Annotated in this window: 21 protein-coding genes and 1 other annotated feature; of the genes, 12 read left to right on the forward strand and 9 right to left on the reverse strand. The window is 54.6% G+C overall.

Annotation, left to right across the window (positions count from 1 at the left end):
- Positions 1 to 184 precede the first annotated feature (184 nt).
- Positions 185 to 520 (forward strand): osmotically-inducible lipoprotein OsmE, encoded by a 336-nt coding sequence (gene osmE / locus AC6I8I_RS08205; RefSeq protein ID WP_010245718.1) that lies wholly within the window; start codon positions 185 to 187, stop codon positions 518 to 520.
- 70 nt (positions 521 to 590) lie between these two features.
- Here the strand turns inward: osmE and AC6I8I_RS08210 are convergent, their stop codons facing one another.
- From AC6I8I_RS08210 to hxpB, 6 genes are all read right to left on the reverse strand, one after another.
- A complete protein-coding gene (locus tag AC6I8I_RS08210; protein WP_497828540.1) occupies positions 591 to 965 on the reverse strand; it encodes a DUF6515 family protein in 375 nt (124 codons plus the stop codon).
- A gap of 192 nt (positions 966 to 1,157) precedes the next feature.
- Entirely contained in the window at positions 1,158 to 2,549 is a 1,392-nt protein-coding gene (locus AC6I8I_RS08215) for an L-cystine transporter (protein ID WP_031375684.1), read from the reverse strand.
- Positions 2,550 to 2,701: 152 nt separating this feature from the next.
- Positions 2,702 to 3,292, reverse strand: coding sequence for a metal-dependent hydrolase (locus AC6I8I_RS08220; RefSeq protein ID WP_046288366.1), 591 nt, complete (start codon positions 3,290 to 3,292; stop codon positions 2,702 to 2,704).
- Positions 3,293 to 3,433: 141 nt separating this feature from the next.
- Complete coding sequence (kduD, locus tag AC6I8I_RS08225; protein WP_497828541.1) at positions 3,434 to 4,195, reverse strand: 2-dehydro-3-deoxy-D-gluconate 5-dehydrogenase KduD; 762 nt, start codon at positions 4,193 to 4,195, stop codon at positions 3,434 to 3,436.
- Positions 4,196 to 4,211: 16 nt separating this feature from the next.
- Positions 4,212 to 5,048, reverse strand: coding sequence for a 5-dehydro-4-deoxy-D-glucuronate isomerase (gene kduI / locus AC6I8I_RS08230; protein WP_312056795.1), 837 nt, complete (start codon positions 5,046 to 5,048; stop codon positions 4,212 to 4,214).
- A 176-nt stretch (positions 5,049 to 5,224) separates the two neighbouring features.
- Positions 5,225 to 5,893 (reverse strand): hexitol phosphatase HxpB, encoded by a 669-nt coding sequence (gene hxpB, locus AC6I8I_RS08235; RefSeq protein ID WP_497819924.1) that lies wholly within the window; start codon positions 5,891 to 5,893, stop codon positions 5,225 to 5,227.
- Positions 5,894 to 6,038: 145 nt separating this feature from the next.
- On the opposite strand from hxpB, the gene AC6I8I_RS08240 reads away from it, so the two are divergent.
- A complete protein-coding gene (locus tag AC6I8I_RS08240; RefSeq protein ID WP_312056797.1) occupies positions 6,039 to 6,575 on the forward strand; it encodes a YniB family protein in 537 nt (178 codons plus the stop codon).
- A 16-nt stretch (positions 6,576 to 6,591) separates the two neighbouring features.
- Here AC6I8I_RS08240 and AC6I8I_RS08245 read toward each other — a convergent pair whose 3' ends face one another.
- The 3 genes from AC6I8I_RS08245 to AC6I8I_RS08255 all read right to left on the reverse strand — a co-directional run bounded on the left by AC6I8I_RS08245 (position 6,592) and on the right by AC6I8I_RS08255 (position 8,331).
- Positions 6,592 to 7,485: a fructosamine kinase family protein gene (locus AC6I8I_RS08245; RefSeq protein ID WP_312056799.1), complete on the reverse strand. Its 894-nt coding sequence runs from the start codon at positions 7,483 to 7,485 to the stop codon at positions 6,592 to 6,594.
- A gap of 78 nt (positions 7,486 to 7,563) precedes the next feature.
- Positions 7,564 to 7,884, reverse strand: a complete 321-nt coding sequence (ghoS, locus tag AC6I8I_RS08250) for a type V toxin-antitoxin system endoribonuclease antitoxin GhoS (protein ID WP_312056834.1) — start codon at positions 7,882 to 7,884, stop codon at positions 7,564 to 7,566.
- Between the two features lie 225 nt (positions 7,885 to 8,109).
- Complete coding sequence (locus AC6I8I_RS08255) at positions 8,110 to 8,331, reverse strand: hypothetical protein (RefSeq protein ID WP_497828678.1); 222 nt, start codon at positions 8,329 to 8,331, stop codon at positions 8,110 to 8,112.
- On the opposite strand from AC6I8I_RS08255, the gene AC6I8I_RS08260 reads away from it, so the two are divergent.
- The 10 genes from AC6I8I_RS08260 to btuC all read left to right on the forward strand — a co-directional run bounded on the left by AC6I8I_RS08260 (position 8,237) and on the right by btuC (position 17,576).
- Positions 8,237 to 8,998 carry a DUF481 domain-containing protein gene (locus AC6I8I_RS08260; RefSeq protein WP_069728221.1) on the forward strand — a complete coding sequence of 254 codons (762 nt, stop codon included), beginning with the start codon at positions 8,237 to 8,239 and terminating at the stop codon, positions 8,996 to 8,998. The genes AC6I8I_RS08255 and AC6I8I_RS08260 overlap by 95 nt on opposite strands.
- Positions 8,999 to 9,245: 247 nt before the next feature.
- Positions 9,246 to 11,174, forward strand: coding sequence for a threonine--tRNA ligase (thrS, locus tag AC6I8I_RS08265; RefSeq protein WP_312056802.1), 1,929 nt, complete (start codon positions 9,246 to 9,248; stop codon positions 11,172 to 11,174).
- Between the two features lie 3 nt (positions 11,175 to 11,177).
- Complete coding sequence (gene infC / locus AC6I8I_RS08270) at positions 11,178 to 11,729, forward strand: translation initiation factor IF-3 (protein ID WP_031375691.1); 552 nt, start codon at positions 11,178 to 11,180, stop codon at positions 11,727 to 11,729.
- Between the two features lie 100 nt (positions 11,730 to 11,829).
- A complete protein-coding gene (rpmI, locus tag AC6I8I_RS08275) occupies positions 11,830 to 12,027 on the forward strand; it encodes a 50S ribosomal protein L35 (protein ID WP_004157374.1) in 198 nt (65 codons plus the stop codon).
- Positions 12,028 to 12,067: 40 nt separating this feature from the next.
- A complete protein-coding gene (rplT, locus tag AC6I8I_RS08280; RefSeq protein ID WP_003853267.1) occupies positions 12,068 to 12,424 on the forward strand; it encodes a 50S ribosomal protein L20 in 357 nt (118 codons plus the stop codon).
- Positions 12,425 to 12,541: 117 nt separating this feature from the next.
- Positions 12,542 to 12,667: a sequence feature (Phe leader region), on the forward strand.
- A complete protein-coding gene (gene pheM / locus AC6I8I_RS08285; RefSeq protein WP_159859786.1) occupies positions 12,547 to 12,591 on the forward strand; it encodes a pheST operon leader peptide PheM in 45 nt (14 codons plus the stop codon). It overlaps the preceding feature by 45 nt.
- A gap of 71 nt (positions 12,668 to 12,738) precedes the next feature.
- Entirely contained in the window at positions 12,739 to 13,722 is a 984-nt protein-coding gene (gene pheS / locus AC6I8I_RS08290) for a phenylalanine--tRNA ligase subunit alpha (RefSeq protein WP_031375692.1), read from the forward strand.
- A 14-nt stretch (positions 13,723 to 13,736) separates the two neighbouring features.
- On the forward strand, positions 13,737 to 16,124 hold the full coding sequence (gene pheT / locus AC6I8I_RS08295; RefSeq protein ID WP_497828542.1) for a phenylalanine--tRNA ligase subunit beta: 2,388 nt from the start codon (positions 13,737 to 13,739) through the stop codon (positions 16,122 to 16,124).
- A gap of 4 nt (positions 16,125 to 16,128) precedes the next feature.
- Positions 16,129 to 16,431 (forward strand): integration host factor subunit alpha, encoded by a 303-nt coding sequence (gene ihfA / locus AC6I8I_RS08300; protein WP_003853259.1) that lies wholly within the window; start codon positions 16,129 to 16,131, stop codon positions 16,429 to 16,431.
- A gap of 161 nt (positions 16,432 to 16,592) precedes the next feature.
- The gene (gene btuC, locus AC6I8I_RS08305) at positions 16,593 to 17,576 is read left to right on the forward strand and encodes a vitamin B12 ABC transporter permease BtuC (RefSeq protein WP_312056806.1); all 984 of its coding nucleotides are present in this window, start codon (positions 16,593 to 16,595) and stop codon (positions 17,574 to 17,576) included.
- Positions 17,577 to 17,581: the final 5 nt, after the last annotated feature.

Genomic DNA, 17,581 nt, shown 5'->3' on the forward strand with positions numbered 1-17,581 from the left:
GCTTTTAGTCTGGCTAAGGGGCCTGTTTTTTGGCGCAGATTATACGTGCCCGTTGACAGCAAAACAGCCTTCTTTACGAAATCCTGACGATTGCCAGTGCATTAAAAGTTCGCCATAAACTTGATAAACCTGAATTTATGTTCCAGGCTTGTCTGCACATGGACAATAAATGAGGAACAACAAGATGAATAAAGTGATGGGATGTATCGCTGCGGCGCTGACGCTGGCTGCCCTGTCTGGTTGTACGACTTACGACCGCGCTGAAAGCTACGTGACTAAGCCAGTGGTGAAGGATGTTAAAAAAGGCATGACCCGTGACCAGGTTCGTCAGATCGCCGGCACACCGTCGACTGAAATCACCATGGTTCACGCGCGTGGCACCTGCCAGACTTATGTACTGGGCCAGCGTGACGGCAAAGCACAGACCTATTTCGTTAGCTACAACGATACCGGTCGCGTAATGAACTACGGCTTCCAGAGCTGTGCGGAATACGATACCGATCCGCAGGTTCAGCAGTAAGGCATTTGCAGTAGCCCTAATCGAATAATAAACGGCCCGTCATCTGACGGGCCGTTTTTCGTTGCAGCTGTTATAAGCCTGCCGGCCGTGGAACCTCGACGTAATCGCCATCTATCTGCCGCTGGTAGTAATGCCCCTGCTGCACATAAAAGCGTTTACCGTTGAAGTCCAGCACCCGCATGTCATCGCTGACCCGGCGCTCTTCAGGCGGTTCGACCACCACATACTCTTCGCCATGGCGCTGATAATAGTTGCCGTTAAGCAGGTAATAGGTCAGTCCGCCGATCAACACCGCTGTTGCGGCTTCAGGTAAAAAACGCACCGGACCGGGCCCGCCCCAGTGTGGACCAGCACCACCATGTGGACCCCATCCGCCAGGATGAGCGAAAGCGATAGCCGGGGTTAACAGGGTTAACGCCAGCAGGGAGGCGATAACTTTTTTCATCGGGCATTCTCCTTATAAGACTGCCTGCAGAATTGGCCTTTTAGCGACTAAAGACAAGCGCTAAAGCGGCGAATTTTCGCCTGTTTACCTTGCTTAACGTTTTCTTAACGGCGTCGCCATCAAGCGGGGAAATTATGGAGAGAAAGGGGAAGAGCAGAAAACCTGGCGCGGGCGCGCCAGGTTGATGTGGGATTAACGGTGCGCCAGTTCGGCGTGTTCATCGCTGTCCAGTACGCGCTTATCGGTCAGACCTAACCAGCGGCTGGTGAGGGAACCGGCGGTCATGGAGCCATTGACGTTCAGGGCGGTACGGCCCATGTCGATCAGCGGTTCGATGGAGATCAGCAGCGCTACCAGCGTCACCGGCAGGCCCATGGCGGGCAGTACAATCAGCGCGGCGAAGGTCGCACCGCCACCGACACCGGCCACGCCAGCCGAGCTCAGCGTGACAATCCCGACCAGCGTGGCGATCCACAGCGGGTCAAACGGATTGATGCCAACGGTTGGCGCAACCATCACTGCCAGCATGGTCGGATAGAGACCGGCACAGCCGTTCTGGCCGATTGTGGCACCGAACGAGGCTGAGAAGCTGGCAATCGACTCTGGCACGCCGAGGCGACGGGTTTGCGTCTCAACGCTCAGCGGAATACTGGCGGCGCTGGAGCGGCTGGTAAAGGCAAAGGTAATCACCGGCCACACTTTGCGGAAGAAACGCATCGGGTTAATCCCGTTGACCGACAGCAGCAGCGCATGGACGCCAAACATAATTGCCAGACCGAGGTAAGAGGCAACCACGAAGCTTCCCAGTTTGATGATGTCCTGCAGATTCGAACCGGCTACCACTTTGGTCATCAGGGCCAGCACACCGTACGGCGTCAGCTTCATCACTAAACGAACCAGCTTCATCACCCACGACTGCAGCGTGTCGATCGCCACCAGCACGCGCTGACCTTTTACTTCATCATCTTTCAGCAGCTGCAGCGCGGCCACACCAAGGAAGGCAGCAAAGATGACCACGCTGATGATCGAGGTCGGATTGGCACCGGTCAGATCGGCAAACGGGTTTTTCGGAATAAAGGACAGCACCAGCTGCGGCACACTCAGGTCAGAGACTTTGCCGACGTAGTTGCTCTGAATGGCGCTCAGACGCGCGGTTTCCTGCACACCCTGCACCAGACCTTCAGCGCTCAGACCAAACAGGCCGGTGACGAACACCCCAACCAGCGCCGAGATAGCGGTGGTAAACAGCAGCACGCCGATGGTCAGTACGCTGATTTTACCCAGCGAAGAGGCGTTATGCAGGCGGGCAACCGCACTCAGAATCGAAACAAACACCAGCGGCATTACCACCATCTGCAGCAGCTGCACGTAGCCATTGCCAACGATGTTAAACCAGCTGATGGAGGTTTTAACCACCGCGCTGTTTTCACCGTAAATCAGCTGCAGCACCAGGCCGAACAGTACGCCGATCACCAGACCGGTCAGCACTTTCTTCGACAGGCTCCAGTTGTTGCGGCTGAAACGGGAGAGCAACACCAGCAGCACCACAAAGGCGACGAGGTTAAGCGTAAGAGGAAGGTCCATACTGAAACTCCAGAGTAATGCGGTTTTCCGCGTCGGGAAAACCGCATAATGTTAATCACGAATTAAGACTGCGGGAATGGTAGCAGCAGGAGAGGGTGCAGGCCTTATATCCAAATGGCATGCTTTATAACTTAATCGCTTAATTTGTTGATTTAATGCGCAGTCTGGCTGGAAATTAGCCGTCCGACACCATTTTGTAGCGTATCAAACAGCTGAGCGGGCCAGCCGTTTGCACCAAACGAAGGCATGCCCACCGGGAACCACAGCGCATAACCGACCAGTCCGAGGCATAACGCCCGCTCAAGCTGGTTACCTTTCTGACTTTTCAGAATAGGGAGACGAAAGCGCCAGCGGCAGGGCCATAACAGAGGTACGCCTGCAGGTGTCAGCATGTCAGCAACAATATGGCTGAGATAACCCAGCGTTAGTCCCTGCAGTACATCAGGCGGAATCGGCGATTCCGCCGGCAGGTTAAGCTGAAACAGCCACAGCCCGGCGGCCACCGCCAGTAAACTGTGGGTAAAACCGCGGTGGCCAAACGCCCGTGCAATCGGATGGGAGAGCCAGCGTAGCCGCTGCCCGAGCAGCGATTTTGGATGATCGATATCGGGCAACAGGCAGGTCAGCAGTGCCGACGGAACAAGATGCCACCAGTCTGCCTGCGCCAGCACCGGTGTAAGTTCAGCACGTTTAGCGAAAATAGCACTCGCAATGGCAAAAATGATATGGCCCTCGGCCGTCATGATGGAACCTGGCTGCAAATAAAACTGTCGATGCATCCAGTATAGGGATTTATCCAGTGAATGAGAACATGTGACGCTGTAACGAAGCGTGAATTTAGCTAAAAAAAGCGGACAATCCTTGCGGCCTGTCCGCCCGATAAATTAGCGCGCCAGCCAGCCGCCATCCACCGCCAGCGTAAAGCCGTTAACGTAATCAGAGGCCGCTGAGGCCAGGAACACCACCGGTCCCATCATATCGTTGGGTGCGCCCCAGCGACCGGCCGGGATACGCCCGAGGATCTCTTCACTGCGCGCTTCATCACTGCGTAACTGTTGGGTGTTATTGGTGGCCATGTAACCGGGGGCGATCGCATTAACATTAATGTTGTGCTTCGCCCATTCGTTCGCCATCAGTCGGGTCAGCCCCATCACCGCGCTTTTTGATGCGGTGTAAGAGGGCACGCGGATCCCACCCTGAAACGACAGCATTGAGGCAATATTGATAATTTTTCCGCCGTTACCCTGAGCGATAAACTGCCGGGCAACCTGCTGTGACAGAAAGAACAGGCTCTTGCTGTTGAGATTCATCACATCATCCCAGTCCTGCTCGCTGAAGTTCAGTGCATCTTCGCGGCGGATAATCCCGGCGTTATTCACCAGAATGTCGATTTTACCGGCTGCGGCCAGCGCCTGCTCTACTACCGAGCCGACCACCTCCGTTTTTATCAGGTCAGCCTTTATCGGCCAGAAACGGCGGCCCAGCGCTTCCACTTTGCTTTGGGTCTCGTCCGGTCCTTCGCGGTTGACGCCGATGATGTCGCATCCCGCCTGCGCCAGGCCCAGCGCCATACCCTGTCCTAAACCGGTATTGCAGCCGGTCACCAGCGCCACTTTCCCTTCCAGGCTAAACGCATTCAGTATCATGATATTTCTCCTCTGCTCAGCGTAGTTCGCTGATTTTGACGTGGTCCATGTCATCAAAGACCTGATTTTCGCCCACCATGCCCCAGATGAAGGTGTAGCGCTGCGTGCCGACGCCGGCGTGAATCGACCAGCTGGGTGAAATCACCGCCTGTTCGTTATGCACCAGCAGGTGACGGGTTTGCTGCGGCTCGCCCATCATGTGGAACACCGCGCTCTCCTCGCTCATGTCGAAATAGAAATAGACCTCCATGCGGCGTTCATGGGTGTGGCACGGCATGGTGTTCCACAGGCTGCCTTCCTCCAGTTTGGTTAAGCCCATGGTGAGCTGACAGGTCGGCAGCACATCCGGCACGATGAACTTATTGATGGTGCGGCGGTTGGAGGTGGCAGGATCGCCGAGCGTGGCGGTGGCGGCCTCCTGTAAGGTGATTTTTTTATCCGGGAAGGTGGCATGCGCAGGGGCGCTGTTGTAGTAGAACTTCGCCGGCTGGGCCGGATTCAGGCTGCGGAACAGCAGATTTCGCGCGCCCTTACCGACATAGAGCGCCTCTTCATGGCCGATTTCCCAGCTTTTACCGTCCACTTCTACCAGTCCGGGGCCACCGATATTGATCATACCCAGCTCGCGGCGCTCAAGAAAATAGCTGACGCCTAACTGTTTACCCATTTCATCGCCAATCGTTACCGGGTTATTCACCGGCATCACGCCACCAATAATAATGCGGTCGATATGGCTGTAGGTCAGGGTGTAGTTATCGGCAGTAAAAATCGTTTCAATCAGAAACTCGCGGCGCAGCGCGTCAGTGTCCAGCTGTCTGGCGTGATCACTGTGAATGCTTTGACGAACGTCCATCTCAGGCCTCTCTGCAGATCAGGTTAAGCATGCCCCGGAACAGGGACTGTCTGGGCATCTTAGGCAGAGCGGGATATGAATTCAATAAAAATGAAACGTTGTTTTAATTATTTGCGGAGTAGATCAACAGTACGGCGAAACGGGTAAAAAAAGCCCGCCTGCTGGCGGGCTTGCACTTAGCCATGTAAATCGGCCAGCGTCAGTCGGGTCAGGTCATCCAGCCGGACATCCGCCAGTGCCCAGCGCGGATCGTTGCGGTGCGCCGCAGCGGGCACCACAATCGAACGCATCCGCGCCGCTTTGGTGGCGATCATGCCGTTGAAAGAATCTTCCAGCGTGACGCAGTTAAGCGGATCGATCGCCAGGCTGGCGGCCGCATTGAGATACACCTGCGGATGGGGTTTGCTGTAAGGCAGCGCTTCCGCCGAGGCGAGCACGTCGAAATAGTGCCGCAGGTTGAAGATCTCCAGTACCCGTTCCAGCATCGCCAGCGGTGAGGCAGAGGCGAGGCCGATTTTCAGGTTGTGCTGCCGGCACAGCTGCAGTGCGGTCTCAACCCCGGGCAACAGGGGACGCGTCTCGTCAATCAGCGCCATCGCGCGGGCAATGATGCGTTGCGTGACCTCCTGCTGACTGGGACCGTTCCACGGCAGCGTTTCGTACCACATACGAACAGTCTGATCGATGCGTAAGCCGAGTGTGTCGGGCAACTCGTTGCGGCGTGACAGGTCGACATCCAGCGTCGAAAAAATATCCAGTTCAGCCTGATCCCACAGCGGCTCGGAATCGATTAATAAGCCATCCATGTCAAACAATGCGGCGAGAACGGGGCGGTGATAGGGCATCTGAGGTCTCCTTATAAAGTCTGACTTACCTTAGCATTGATCGGCCGGTTGCGGGACGGACAGCAGCCAGCCACGCTTTATTTGGGAAATTTCAGCATTGGCAGGTAGACTTACAGCAAATTGGATTTTGGGTACAGGAGATATCATGACCTATCAACAGGCTGGCCGCATCGCCATCCTTAAGCGTGTGGCTGGCTGGGTGATTTTTTTACTGGCGCTACTCTCGACCATTATTTCTGTACTGAGCTTTATGTTTAAGCACAGCGAAAAGCAGCCTGGCATTGATGCAGTGATGCTCGATTTCGTCCATGTAATCGTCGATATGATCCGCTTTAATACTCCGTTCCTCAACGTGTTCTGGCATAACTCGCCGGTGCCGGAATTTAACGGTCAGATGAACCTCGGATTCTGGCTGATCTATATTCTGATCTTTGTCGGGCTGGCGCTGGAATCATCAGGCGCGCGGATGGGACGCCAGGTGCGTCATGTCAAAGAAGGGATTGAGGATCAGTTAATACTGGAGCAGGTGAAGGGCAGTGAAGGGCGTACCCGCCAGCAGCTGGAAGAGAAAGTACGCGTCCCACGCCACACCATCTTTTTGCAGATTTTCCCGCTGTACGTCCTGCCGGTGGTGATTGCTATCGCTGGCTATTTCGCGCTGTCGCTACTGGGCTTTATCTGATGCAGTTCTGATGCAGTCAGGCCGGTTTGGCCTGACTGGCTGACAGCGCATCCTCATCCAGCAACTGGCCAATGGCGAACTGTGCGTCGCCCAGCCAGTGTCCGCCAAACACGTTCGCCCGGTTTAACAGATAGTAAAGCTGATAAACCGGCTGACGCTGCGAAAAGCCATCCGGCAGCGGCCAGACGGCGTGGTAGCCCTCGAAAATTTGCCGCGGCAGATCGGTAAACCAGCTCAACATCGCTAAATCACATTCACGATCGCCCCAGTAACAGGCGGGGTCGAAGATCCACGGCCCCGCTGCGCTGCCTGCGCAGTTAGCCGGCCACAGATCGCCATGCAGTAAAGAGGGCTGAGGATGATGTGATGCCAGCACCCGCTGCACGCAGGCAATGATCAGTTCGGTATCTCCATACTGAACGCCTTTTTCCGCCGCCAGCTGCAGCTGCCAGCCGATGCGCTGTTCAGCAAAGAACACCGACCAGCGTCGCAGCCAGCTGTTGGGTTGGGGAGTGGTGGTGATGTTGTTATCAAAGTCGAGCCCGAACTGAGTCTGCTCGCTCCACTGATGCAGATGCGCCAGCTGCTGGCCCAGCTGAAAAGCGCTCTGAGGGTCGAGCGGCTGCGGCTCAATATATTCCAGCAGCAGAAAGCTCTCTTCGCGATGATGACCGACACCATAAACCTTCGGCACCCTGACGGTCTGGGTGCGGGCCAGCAGTGCCAGCTGATCGGCTTCCCAGGTAAACAGCGACAGCATCTCGCGGCTGTTGCATTTTACGAACACCTCGTGGGCACCGTAGCGGATACGCCAGGTGGGATGGACTTCGCCACCGGGCAGGGCGTGACGTTGGGTAATTTCGGCGTTGCCTAACTGCTCGCTTAACAGACGACTAATGGCTGACCACATCGGGCTATCCTCGTTATTCGCTGCGTAAGTTCGATTGTAGCGCGTAAATATTCACCAAAACCAGCGCGGAAGCACCCTTTACTCAGTCGGGGAGGCGGCAGGGCGATGATCGGCGGCGTCGCGCAGGAACTGCTCAAAGGTGGTGACGGTCACTTCTGGCTTTTGTCCCAGTGCGCTTTCGCCAGCGGCAGCCACCTGCTGACGCAGATCGTCTTCCTCCAGCGTAGTAACAATACCAAAGCTATTGGTCCCCAGCTCGTGCGGGTGCCCCTCGTCGTCGGTCAGGGTGGTGGTAAACCCGGCAGCCGTCATGGCACCGGTTAGCTCAAGAATGTCACTTAAGCCAGATTCCTGATACTGCAACGTGACGATATAACGGGTTAAGGAATTGCTGCTCATCATGCACCTCTGGGTAGAGAAACTGAACTGAGCGTAGACCATGGTGAAAAAATGAGCGAGTTATTAAGGGGATGGTGAAAGCCTGCGCTGGTGACTAAACGTAAAATCCTGTCAGCAGCAACGGTTAACGTTCTGAAAAATCTTGTTGCGCAGCGGCTGTATTTCGGTCTGAGGGCCACTATAATGCGGCGCGTTAATCAGAAGAGTCCCAATTAACATGCGGTTTCAGAGCAATACCACGCATTTCGAGCGAGTTAATATTTTTTTACAAAACTTACCGTAAATTGCATTGATTGCCCGGCAAAACGCTTCAGACTCTCCGTTTTTTAAACTGTCGCACGGATCACATTTAATGAAAGCCTTTAACAAGCTGTCTGCTGTTCTTTTGCTCTCCGCCGGAGCGTTTTGCCACCAGGCACTGGCCGATAATGCCGTATTTACTTCCATGGATGACCCTTCCACGGCGAAAAAACCGTTTGAAGGTTCTGCTTCTGCAGGTTACCTGGCGCAAACCGGTAACACCACCAGTTCATCAATGACCGCTCAGACCAACATGACCTGGTATCAGTCATCGATGGCGTACAGCTTGTGGGGCAACGCAGCGAACACTTCATCAAATGATGAGCGCTCGTCTGAAACCTATAACATCGGTGGCCGTTCACGTTATAACCTCAATTCTTATGACTACCTGTTTGGTCAGGCCAGCTGGTTAAGCGATCGCTTCAACGGCTACGATTCACGTGATGTACTGACCGCCGGTTACGGTCGCCAGATTCTGAACGGTCCGGTGCATTCGCTGCGTGCGGAATTTGGTCCGGGTGTACGTTATGATGACTTCCACGATGGCGGTCATGAAACCAAAGCGCTGGGCTACGGCGCCATCAGCTATCAGTGGCAGCTGACCGATACCACCAAATTCGTGCAGGGTGTTTCCGTGCTGAGCAGCTTCGGTGAAGATACCACTCTTAACTCCGAAACCGGCCTGCAGGTCGCTATCAACAGCCACTTCGCGCTGAAGCTGGCCTACAACGTGACCTGGAACAACAATCCGCCAGAGTCTGCGCCGGATCGCACCGATACCAAAACCTCTATCATGCTCTCTTACGCGATGTAAGGCGGTTTTCCGCAGTGGCATGCCAGGCGGCCTGATGATCAGTCAGGCCGCTTTTTTTTGATCTCTCCGGGGCTTAGCGAAAATGGCATGGGTTTTTCTCGCCCGGGAAAACTGCTATCATCGCTTCCGCACTGAAATCCTGGCGACATTCCGACACTGTGGGTCTGACATAACGCCGGGTCATTAAATTTACATCATGTTGTATGTAAGCTTTCGTGTGGCTTACCACTGCAATTAAGGATATGAAATGCCTGTAATTACGCTTCCTGATGGCAGCCAGCGTGTATTTGATCGCCCTGTCAGCGTGATGGATATCGCGCTGGACATCGGCCCGGGATTAGCAAAAGCCTGTATCGCGGGTCGCGTTAATGGTGAACTGGTTGATGCTGTCGATCCCATCACTGAAGATGCAAACGTTGCGATCATTACCGCAAAAGACGAAGCGGGTCTGGAAATCATCCGTCACTCCTGCGCGCACCTGTTAGGGCATGCGATTAAGCAGCTGTGGCCGGACACCAAAATGGCGATCGGTCCGGTTATTGATAACGGCTTCTATTATGATGTCGATATTGATCGTACCCTGACCCAGGAAGATATCGACCTGCTGGAAAAACGCATGCATCAGTTGGCTGAAACCAACTATGACGTGGTGAAGAAAAAAGTCAGCTGGCAGGAAGCGCGTGACGTGTTCGCGGCGCGGGGTGAAGTTTACAAAACCACCATTCTTGATGAAAACATCAGCCACGATGACCATCCAGGCCTTTATCATCACGAAGAATATGTCGACATGTGCCGCGGTCCGCACGTGCCGAATATGCGTTTTTGCCATCATTTCAAGCTGCAGAAAATCTCCGGTGCCTACTGGCGCGGCGACAGCAACAACAAAATGCTGCAGCGTATTTATGGCACCGCGTGGGCAGACAAGAAGCAACTGGCCGCCTATCTGCAGCGTCTGGAAGAGGCGGCGAAGCGTGACCATCGTAAGATTGGTAAGCAGCTTGACCTCTATCACATGCAGGAAGAAGCACCGGGCATGGTATTCTGGCATAATGACGGCTGGACCATTTTCCGCGAGCTGGAAGTGTTTGTCCGCAGTAAGCTAAAAGAGTATCAGTACCAGGAAGTCAAAGGTCCATTCATGATGGATCGGGTGTTGTGGGAAAAAACCGGACACTGGGAAAACTATAAAGAAGCGATGTTCACTACCTCTTCTGAGAACCGTGAATATTGTATCAAGCCAATGAACTGCCCTGGTCATGTGCAGATCTTTAATCAGGGTCTGAAGTCATACCGTGACCTGCCGCTGCGTATGGCGGAGTTTGGTAGCTGTCACCGTAATGAGCCATCGGGTGCGTTGCACGGTCTGATGCGCGTTCGTGGCTTTACTCAGGACGATGCACACGTATTCTGTACTGAAGAACAGGTTCGTGATGAAGTAAACAGCTGTATCCGCATGGTTTATGACATGTACAGCACCTTCGGCTTTGAAAAGATTGTGGTGAAATTGTCCACCCGTCCTGAGAAGCGTATCGGTACTGATGAAATGTGGGACCGTGCTGAGGAAGATCTGGCCGCCGCGCTGAACGAAAACAACATTGAGTTTGAGTTCCAGCCAGGCGAAGGCGCGTTCTACGGTCCTAAAATTGAGTTTACTTTGTACGATTGTCTTGATCGCGCCTGGCAGTGTGGAACAGTTCAGCTAGACTTTTCCCTGCCAAAACGCCTTGAAGCAACCTACGTGGGTGAAAACAACGATCGTCAGACGCCAGTGATGATTCACCGTGCGATTCTGGGGTCAATGGAGCGATTCATCGGTATTCTGACCGAAGAATTCGCGGGTTTCTTCCCAAGCTGGCTGGCACCGCTGCAAGTCGTGGTAATGAATATTACCGATGGACAAGCAGAATATGTTGAGTCTTTGACGCGTAAGCTGCAGAATGCTGGCATTCGTGTGAAGGCAGACTTGAGAAATGAGAAGATAGGCTTTAAAATCCGCGAGCATACATTACGTCGCGTCCCTTATATGTTGGTCTGCGGTGATAAAGAGGTGGAAGCTGGCAAAGTGGCCGTTCGCACCCGCCGTGGTAAAGACCTTGGGTCGATGGATGTCGATGTGTTTGTTGAGAAACTTCAACAAGAGATTCGCAGCCGAAATCTTCACCAATTGGAGGAATAAAGTATTAAAGGCGGAAAACGAGTACTACCGACGCGTCCGAACAAAATCAACAGTGAAATCCGCGCAACTGAAGTGCGCTTAACAGGCATGGATGGCGAGCCGATTGGCATTGTCACATTACGCGAAGCTTTGGAAAAAGCCGAGGAAGCGGGTGTTGATTTAGTAGAAATCAGCCCGAATGCCGAACCGCCGGTCTGCCGCATCATGGATTACGGCAAGTTCCTCTATGAAAAAAGCAAATCTTCTAAGGAACAGAAGAAGAAGCAAAAAGTTATTCAGGTTAAGGAAATCAAATTCCGTCCTGGAACCGATGATGGCGACTATCAGGTCAAACTACGCAACCTGATTCGCTTTCTGGAAGAAGGCGATAAAGCCAAAATCACGCTGCGTTTCCGCGGTCGTGAGATGGCGCACCAGCAGATCGGTATGGAAGTGCTTAACCGCGTCCGTAAAGATCTGTGTGAAGATCTGGATTTGGCCATTGTCGAATCCTTCCCTTCGAAGATCGAAGGCCGCCAGATGATCATGGTGCTCGCTCCTAAGAAGAAACAGTAGGCTTTCAAGTAACATTAACCGCGCAGCGTTCGCGCTGTGCGGTTATCTGTCCGCCTGTCTGGGTCATGTTATCAACAATGCGAAGTGGATATTTTTTAAAATGCCAAAGATTAAAACTGTACGTGGCGCGGCTAAGCGCTTCAAGAAGACCGCTTCTGGCGGCTTCAAGCGTAAACACGCAAACCTGCGTCATATTCTGACCAAAAAATCTACTAAGCGTAAACGTCACCTGCGCCCTAAAGGCATGGTGTCTAAAGGCGATCTGGGTCTGGTTATTGCCTGCCTGCCGTACGCATAAGTCCATTTTTTTAAACAGAATATAGAACAGGAGAGCTCACATGGCTCGCGTTAAACGTGGTGTAGTTGCTCGCGCACGTCACAAAAAAATCTTAAAACAAGCTAAAGGCTATTACGGTGCACGTTCACGTGTCTACCGCGTTGCCTTCCAGGCTGTTATCAAAGCTGGTCAGTATGCTTACCGTGACCGTCGTCAGCGTAAGCGTCAGTTCCGTCAGCTGTGGATCGCGCGTATCAACGCAGCGGCACGTCAGAACGGCATGTCTTACAGCCGTTTCATCAATGGTCTGAAAAAAGCAGCCATTGAGATTGACCGTAAGATCCTGGCCGACATCGCGGTATTCGATAAAGTGGCATTCTCTGCACTGGTCGAAAAAGCGAAATCAGCGCTGGCGTAAGCCGGATGAAAAAGGGAGCTTGCTCCCTTTTTTATTGCCTGTAACTCGCGCAAAAGATTGACATTTTCTTCGCCACGCATTTCAATAGTACCCTCATGATCCATGACAAGGTAACCGCAAGCATGACTGCTGCTATTTTCCGTTTCTTTTTTTACTTTAGCGCCTGACATTTGGGGGCTTTTGCGCATAAGAAGAGAAACGAAAAATCGCGCTGAAAGCCTCCCTCGTGGAGGCTTTTTTGTTTCTGGCGCTAGCATATTGGACCGGCAGGTCCCAACGAGAACTGACCAGCCTGACTGGAAAAAGAGGAAACTATGTCCCAACTCGCAGAACTGGTGGCCAACGCCACGGCGGCCATCGACGGGGCGACAGATATCGCCGCCCTTGACGCGGTGCGCGTCGAATATCTGGGTAAGAAAGGGCACCTGACCCTGCAGATGACCACCTTACGCGAGCTGCCAGCCGAAGAGCGTCCGGCAGCGGGCGCGGTGATCAACGAAGCTAAACAACAGGTCACCGAGCGTCTGAACGCACGCAAAGATGCGCTGGAGTCTGCGGTACTGAATGCGCGTCTGGCCGCTGAAACGATTGACGTTTCACTGCCTGGCCGTCGCATTGAGAATGGCGGTCTGCATCCGGTCACCCGTACCATCGACCGTATCGAAACCTTTTTCGGCGAATTGGGTTTCGCGGTGGTGACGGGCCCGGAAATCGAAGACGATTATCATAACTTTGATGCGCTGAATATTCCTGGCCATCACCCGGCACGTGCCGATCATGACACCTTCTGGTTTGACGCGACGCGTCTGCTGCGTACCCAGACGTCTGGCGTACAGATTCGTACCATGAAGAATCAGCAGCCGCCGATTCGCATCATCGCCCCAGGCCGCGTTTACCGTAACGATTACGATCAAACCCACACGCCAATGTTCCATCAGATGGAAGGGCTGATTGTCGATAAAAACATCAGCTTTACCAATCTCAAAGGCACGCTGCACGATTTCCTGAACAACTTCTTCGAAGAAGATTTGCAGATTCGTTTCCGTCCCTCCTATTTCCCGTTCACCGAGCCTTCGGCGGAAGTGGATGTGATGGGCAAAAACGGTAAGTGGCTGGAAGTGCTGGGCTGCGGCATGGTGCATCCAAACGTGCTGCGCAATGTCGGCATCGATCCAGAAGTTTACTCCGGCTTCGCCTTCGGGATGGGAATGGAGCGTCTGACCATGCTGCGCTATGGCGTGACCGATCTGCGTGCATTCTTCGAAAACGATTTACGTTTCCTCAAACAATTTAAGTAAGGGCAGGTTATCCAATGAAATTCAGTGAACTCTGGTTACGCGAATGGGTAAATCCAGCCCTGGACAGCGCGGCGCTGTCTGAGCAAATCACCATGGCCGGCCTGGAAGTCGATGGCGTGGACCCGGTCGCGGGCGCGTTCCACGGCGTGGTGGTTGGTGAAGTCGTGGAGTGCGGTCAGCACCCGAATGCCGACAAACTGCGCGTCACCAAAATCAACACCGGCGGCGATCGCCTGCTGGATATCGTCTGTGGCGCGCCAAACTGTCGTCAGGGCCTGAAAGTCGCCGTGGCGACCGTGGGTGCCGTGCTGCCGGGTGATTTCAAAATCAAAGCCGCAAAACTGCGTGGCGAACCGTCCGAAGGCATGCTCTGCTCGTTCTCCGAACTGGGTATTTCCGACGATCATAACGGCATTATTGAACTGCCCGCAGACGCGCCGATTGGGACTGACATCCGCGACTATCTGCAGCTGAATGACAACACCATCGAAATCAGCGTCACGCCGAACCGCGCCGACTGTCTGGGCATTATCGGGATCGCGCGTGATGTCGCCGTCCTGAATGGCCTGCCGCTTAATATGCCGGAGATTCAGCCGGTGGCGGCAACGCTGAGCGAGACCTTCCCGATTCGGGTTGATGCAACCGACGCCTGCCCGCGCTATCTGGGCCGCGTGGTGAAGGGCGTGAACGTCACGGCGGCCACGCCGCTGTGGATGAAAGAGAAGCTGCGCCGCTGTGGCATCCGCTCTATCGACCCGATCGTTGATATCACTAACTTTGTGCTGCTGGAGCTGGGTCAGCCGATGCACGCCTTTGACCTCGACCGCATTGATGGCGGCATCGTGGTGCGGATGGCGAAAGAGGGCGAAACCCTGACGCTGCTGGACGGCACCGACGCTAAGCTGCAAAGCGACACCTTAGTGATTGCCGATCATCACAAAGCGCTGGCGATGGCCGGTATTTTTGGCGGCGAGCATTCCGGTGTGAACAGCGAAACGCAGAATATCCTGTTTGAGTGTGCCTATTTTGACCCGCTCTCGATTACCGGCCGCGCACGTCGCCACGGATTGCATACCGATGCGTCACATCGTTATGAGCGTGGCGTCGATCCGGCCCTGCAGCAGATGGCGCTGGAGCGCGCGACCGCGCTGCTGTTAGAGATCTGCGGTGGCGAAGCGGGTCCGATCATCGATCAGACCCATCAGGCCGCCTTACCGCCGCAGGCCACCATCACCCTGCGTCGTGAGAAGCTGGACCGTCTGATTGGTCACGTCATCCCGGATCAGCAGGTGACGGATATCCTGACTCGCCTCGGTTGCCAGGTGAGCGTTGCTGAGGGCCAGTGGCGGGCGGTTGCGCCGAGCTGGCGTTTTGATATGGCGATTGAAGAAGATCTGGTTGAAGAAGTCGCCCGTATCTATGGCTACAACAACATTCCGGACGTGCCGGTTCAGGCTGGTCTGGTGATGACCCGCCACCGCGAAGCGAACCTGTCGCTGAAGCGTGCCAAAACCCTGCTGGTCGATAAAGGCTATCAGGAGGCGATTACCTACAGCTTTGTTGACCCCAAAATTCAGCAGCTGCTGCATCCGGGTGAAGAGGCGCTGCTGTTGCCCAGCCCGATCTCCAGCGATATGTCGACCATGCGCCTCTCGCTGTGGACCGGCTTACTGAGTGCGGTGGTCTACAACCAGAACCGTCAGCAGAGCCGGGTGCGCCTGTTTGAAAGCGGTCTGCGCTTTGTGCCGGATACTCAGGCCGATCTTGGCATCCGTCAGGATCTTATGCTGGCTGGCGTACTGAGCGGCAACCGTGCTGAAGAGCACTGGGATCTGGCGCGCCAGACGGTTGACTTCTATGATTTAAAAGGCGATTTAGAATCGCTGCTCGATTTAACCGGCAAACTGGACGACATCAGCTTCCGTGCTGAAGCCAATCCGGCGTTGCATCCGGGACAGAGCGCTGCGATTTATTTGCATGATGAACGAATCGGATTTATCGGAGTGGTTCATCCTGAGCTGGAACGTAAGCTTGATCTCAATGGTCGCACCTTAGTCTTTGAACTGCTTTGGAATAAGGTCGCAGACCGCGTCCTGCCTGACGCGCGCGAGATTTCACGCTTCCCGGCGAACCGTCGTGATATTGCCGTTGTGGTGGCTGAAAACGTCCCTGCAGCAGATATCATCGCGGAGTGTAAGAAAGTTGGCGTAAATCAGGTAGTTGGCGTAAACTTGTTTGACGTGTACCGCGGTAAGGGCGTTTCTGAGGGTTACAAGAGCCTCGCAATCAGCCTGATTTTGCAGGATACCAGCCGGACACTCGAAGAAGAGGAGATTGCCGCGACCGTTGGCAAATGCGTTGCGGCATTAAAAGAGCGATTCCAGGCAACCTTGAGGGATTGAACCTATGGCGCTTACAAAAGCTGAAATGTCAGAGTACCTGTTTGAGAAACTCGGGCTGAGCAAACGCGATGCAAAAGAGTTAGTGGAGCTGTTTTTCGAAGAGGTACGCCGCGCTTTGGAAAATGGAGAACAGGTAAAACTGTCTGGGTTTGGCAATTTCGACCTGCGCGACAAAAACCAGCGTCCTGGCAGAAACCCGAAAACGGGGGAAGATATTCCGATTACTGCGCGTCGCGTAGTAACCTTCCGCCCAGGGCAGAAGCTGAAAAGCCGCGTAGAGAACGCTACACCCAAAGAGACTGACTGATTTCAGCGTTTCAAAAAGGCCGCGCAAGCGGCCTTTTTTCATTTCAGCCATTCCCGGCCTCACGCTTCCTGGCAACCGCGCCGGTGCGTATCACCAGCAGCCTTTCTTTTTTCTGCAATCCCTCTACAATCAAATCTCTGTTTTCTCAGCTAATCCTGCTTATGTCTCTGCTAGACCAGCTTGCTCACCAGGCCGATCGCCGTAGCCAGAAATGGCTGGCGGGGCTGGCTATTGCGCTGCTTGCGCTACTTATTGTCAGCCTGTGCGCCGGCGACAGCTGGATTGCGCCGTCACACTGGCTCAATGACAGCAGCAGGCTGTTTGTCTGGCAGCTGCGGCTGCCGCGCAGCGTGGCTGTAATGCTGGTGGGCGCCTCACTGGCGCTATGCGGCGTGGTGATGCAGGCACTGTTTACCAATCCTCTGGCCGAGCCGGGACTGCTTGGGGTCTCGAATGGAGCCGGGATAGGGCTGGTGCTCGGGGTACTGCTCGGCAGCGGCTCACTGTGGAGCCTGAGCCTGGCGGCGATGGCCGGTGCGCTGATCATCACCCTGATCCTGTTGCATTTCGCCCATCGTCAGCTCTCCGTGACCCGGCTGCTGCTGACCGGCGTTGCGCTGGGCATCATCTGCAGCGCCATCATGACCTGGGCGGTCTACTTCAGCACCAGTCTCGATTTACGTCAGCTGATGTACTGGATGATGGGTGGCTTCAGCGGTATTGACTGGCGCTACGGCTGGATGATGCTGACCTTGTTACCGGTGATGCTGGCGCTGAACGGCAGCGGCCGGATACTGAATTTACTGGCACTGGGCGAAACCTCGGCACGCCAGCTTGGCCTGTCGCTGTTCTTTTGGCGCAATCTGCTGGTGCTGGCGATGGGCTGGCTGGTGGGCGTTAGCGTCGCCATGGCCGGGGCTATCGGCTTTGTCGGGCTGGTGATCCCGCATCTGCTGCGCCTGAGTGGCATCAGCGATCACCGTTATCTGCTGCCAGCCTCCGCGCTGGCCGGAGCCTGTGTGCTGCTGGGTGCCGACATTGTTGCCCGGCTGGCGCTGACCGCCGCTGAATTACCGATTGGCGTGGTGACCGCGACGCTCGGTGCCCCGTTGTTTATTGCATTACTGGTGAAATCTTCACGCTAGCCTCG

This window comes from Pantoea sp. X-Soil-YNGN-775, assembly GCF_059730575.1.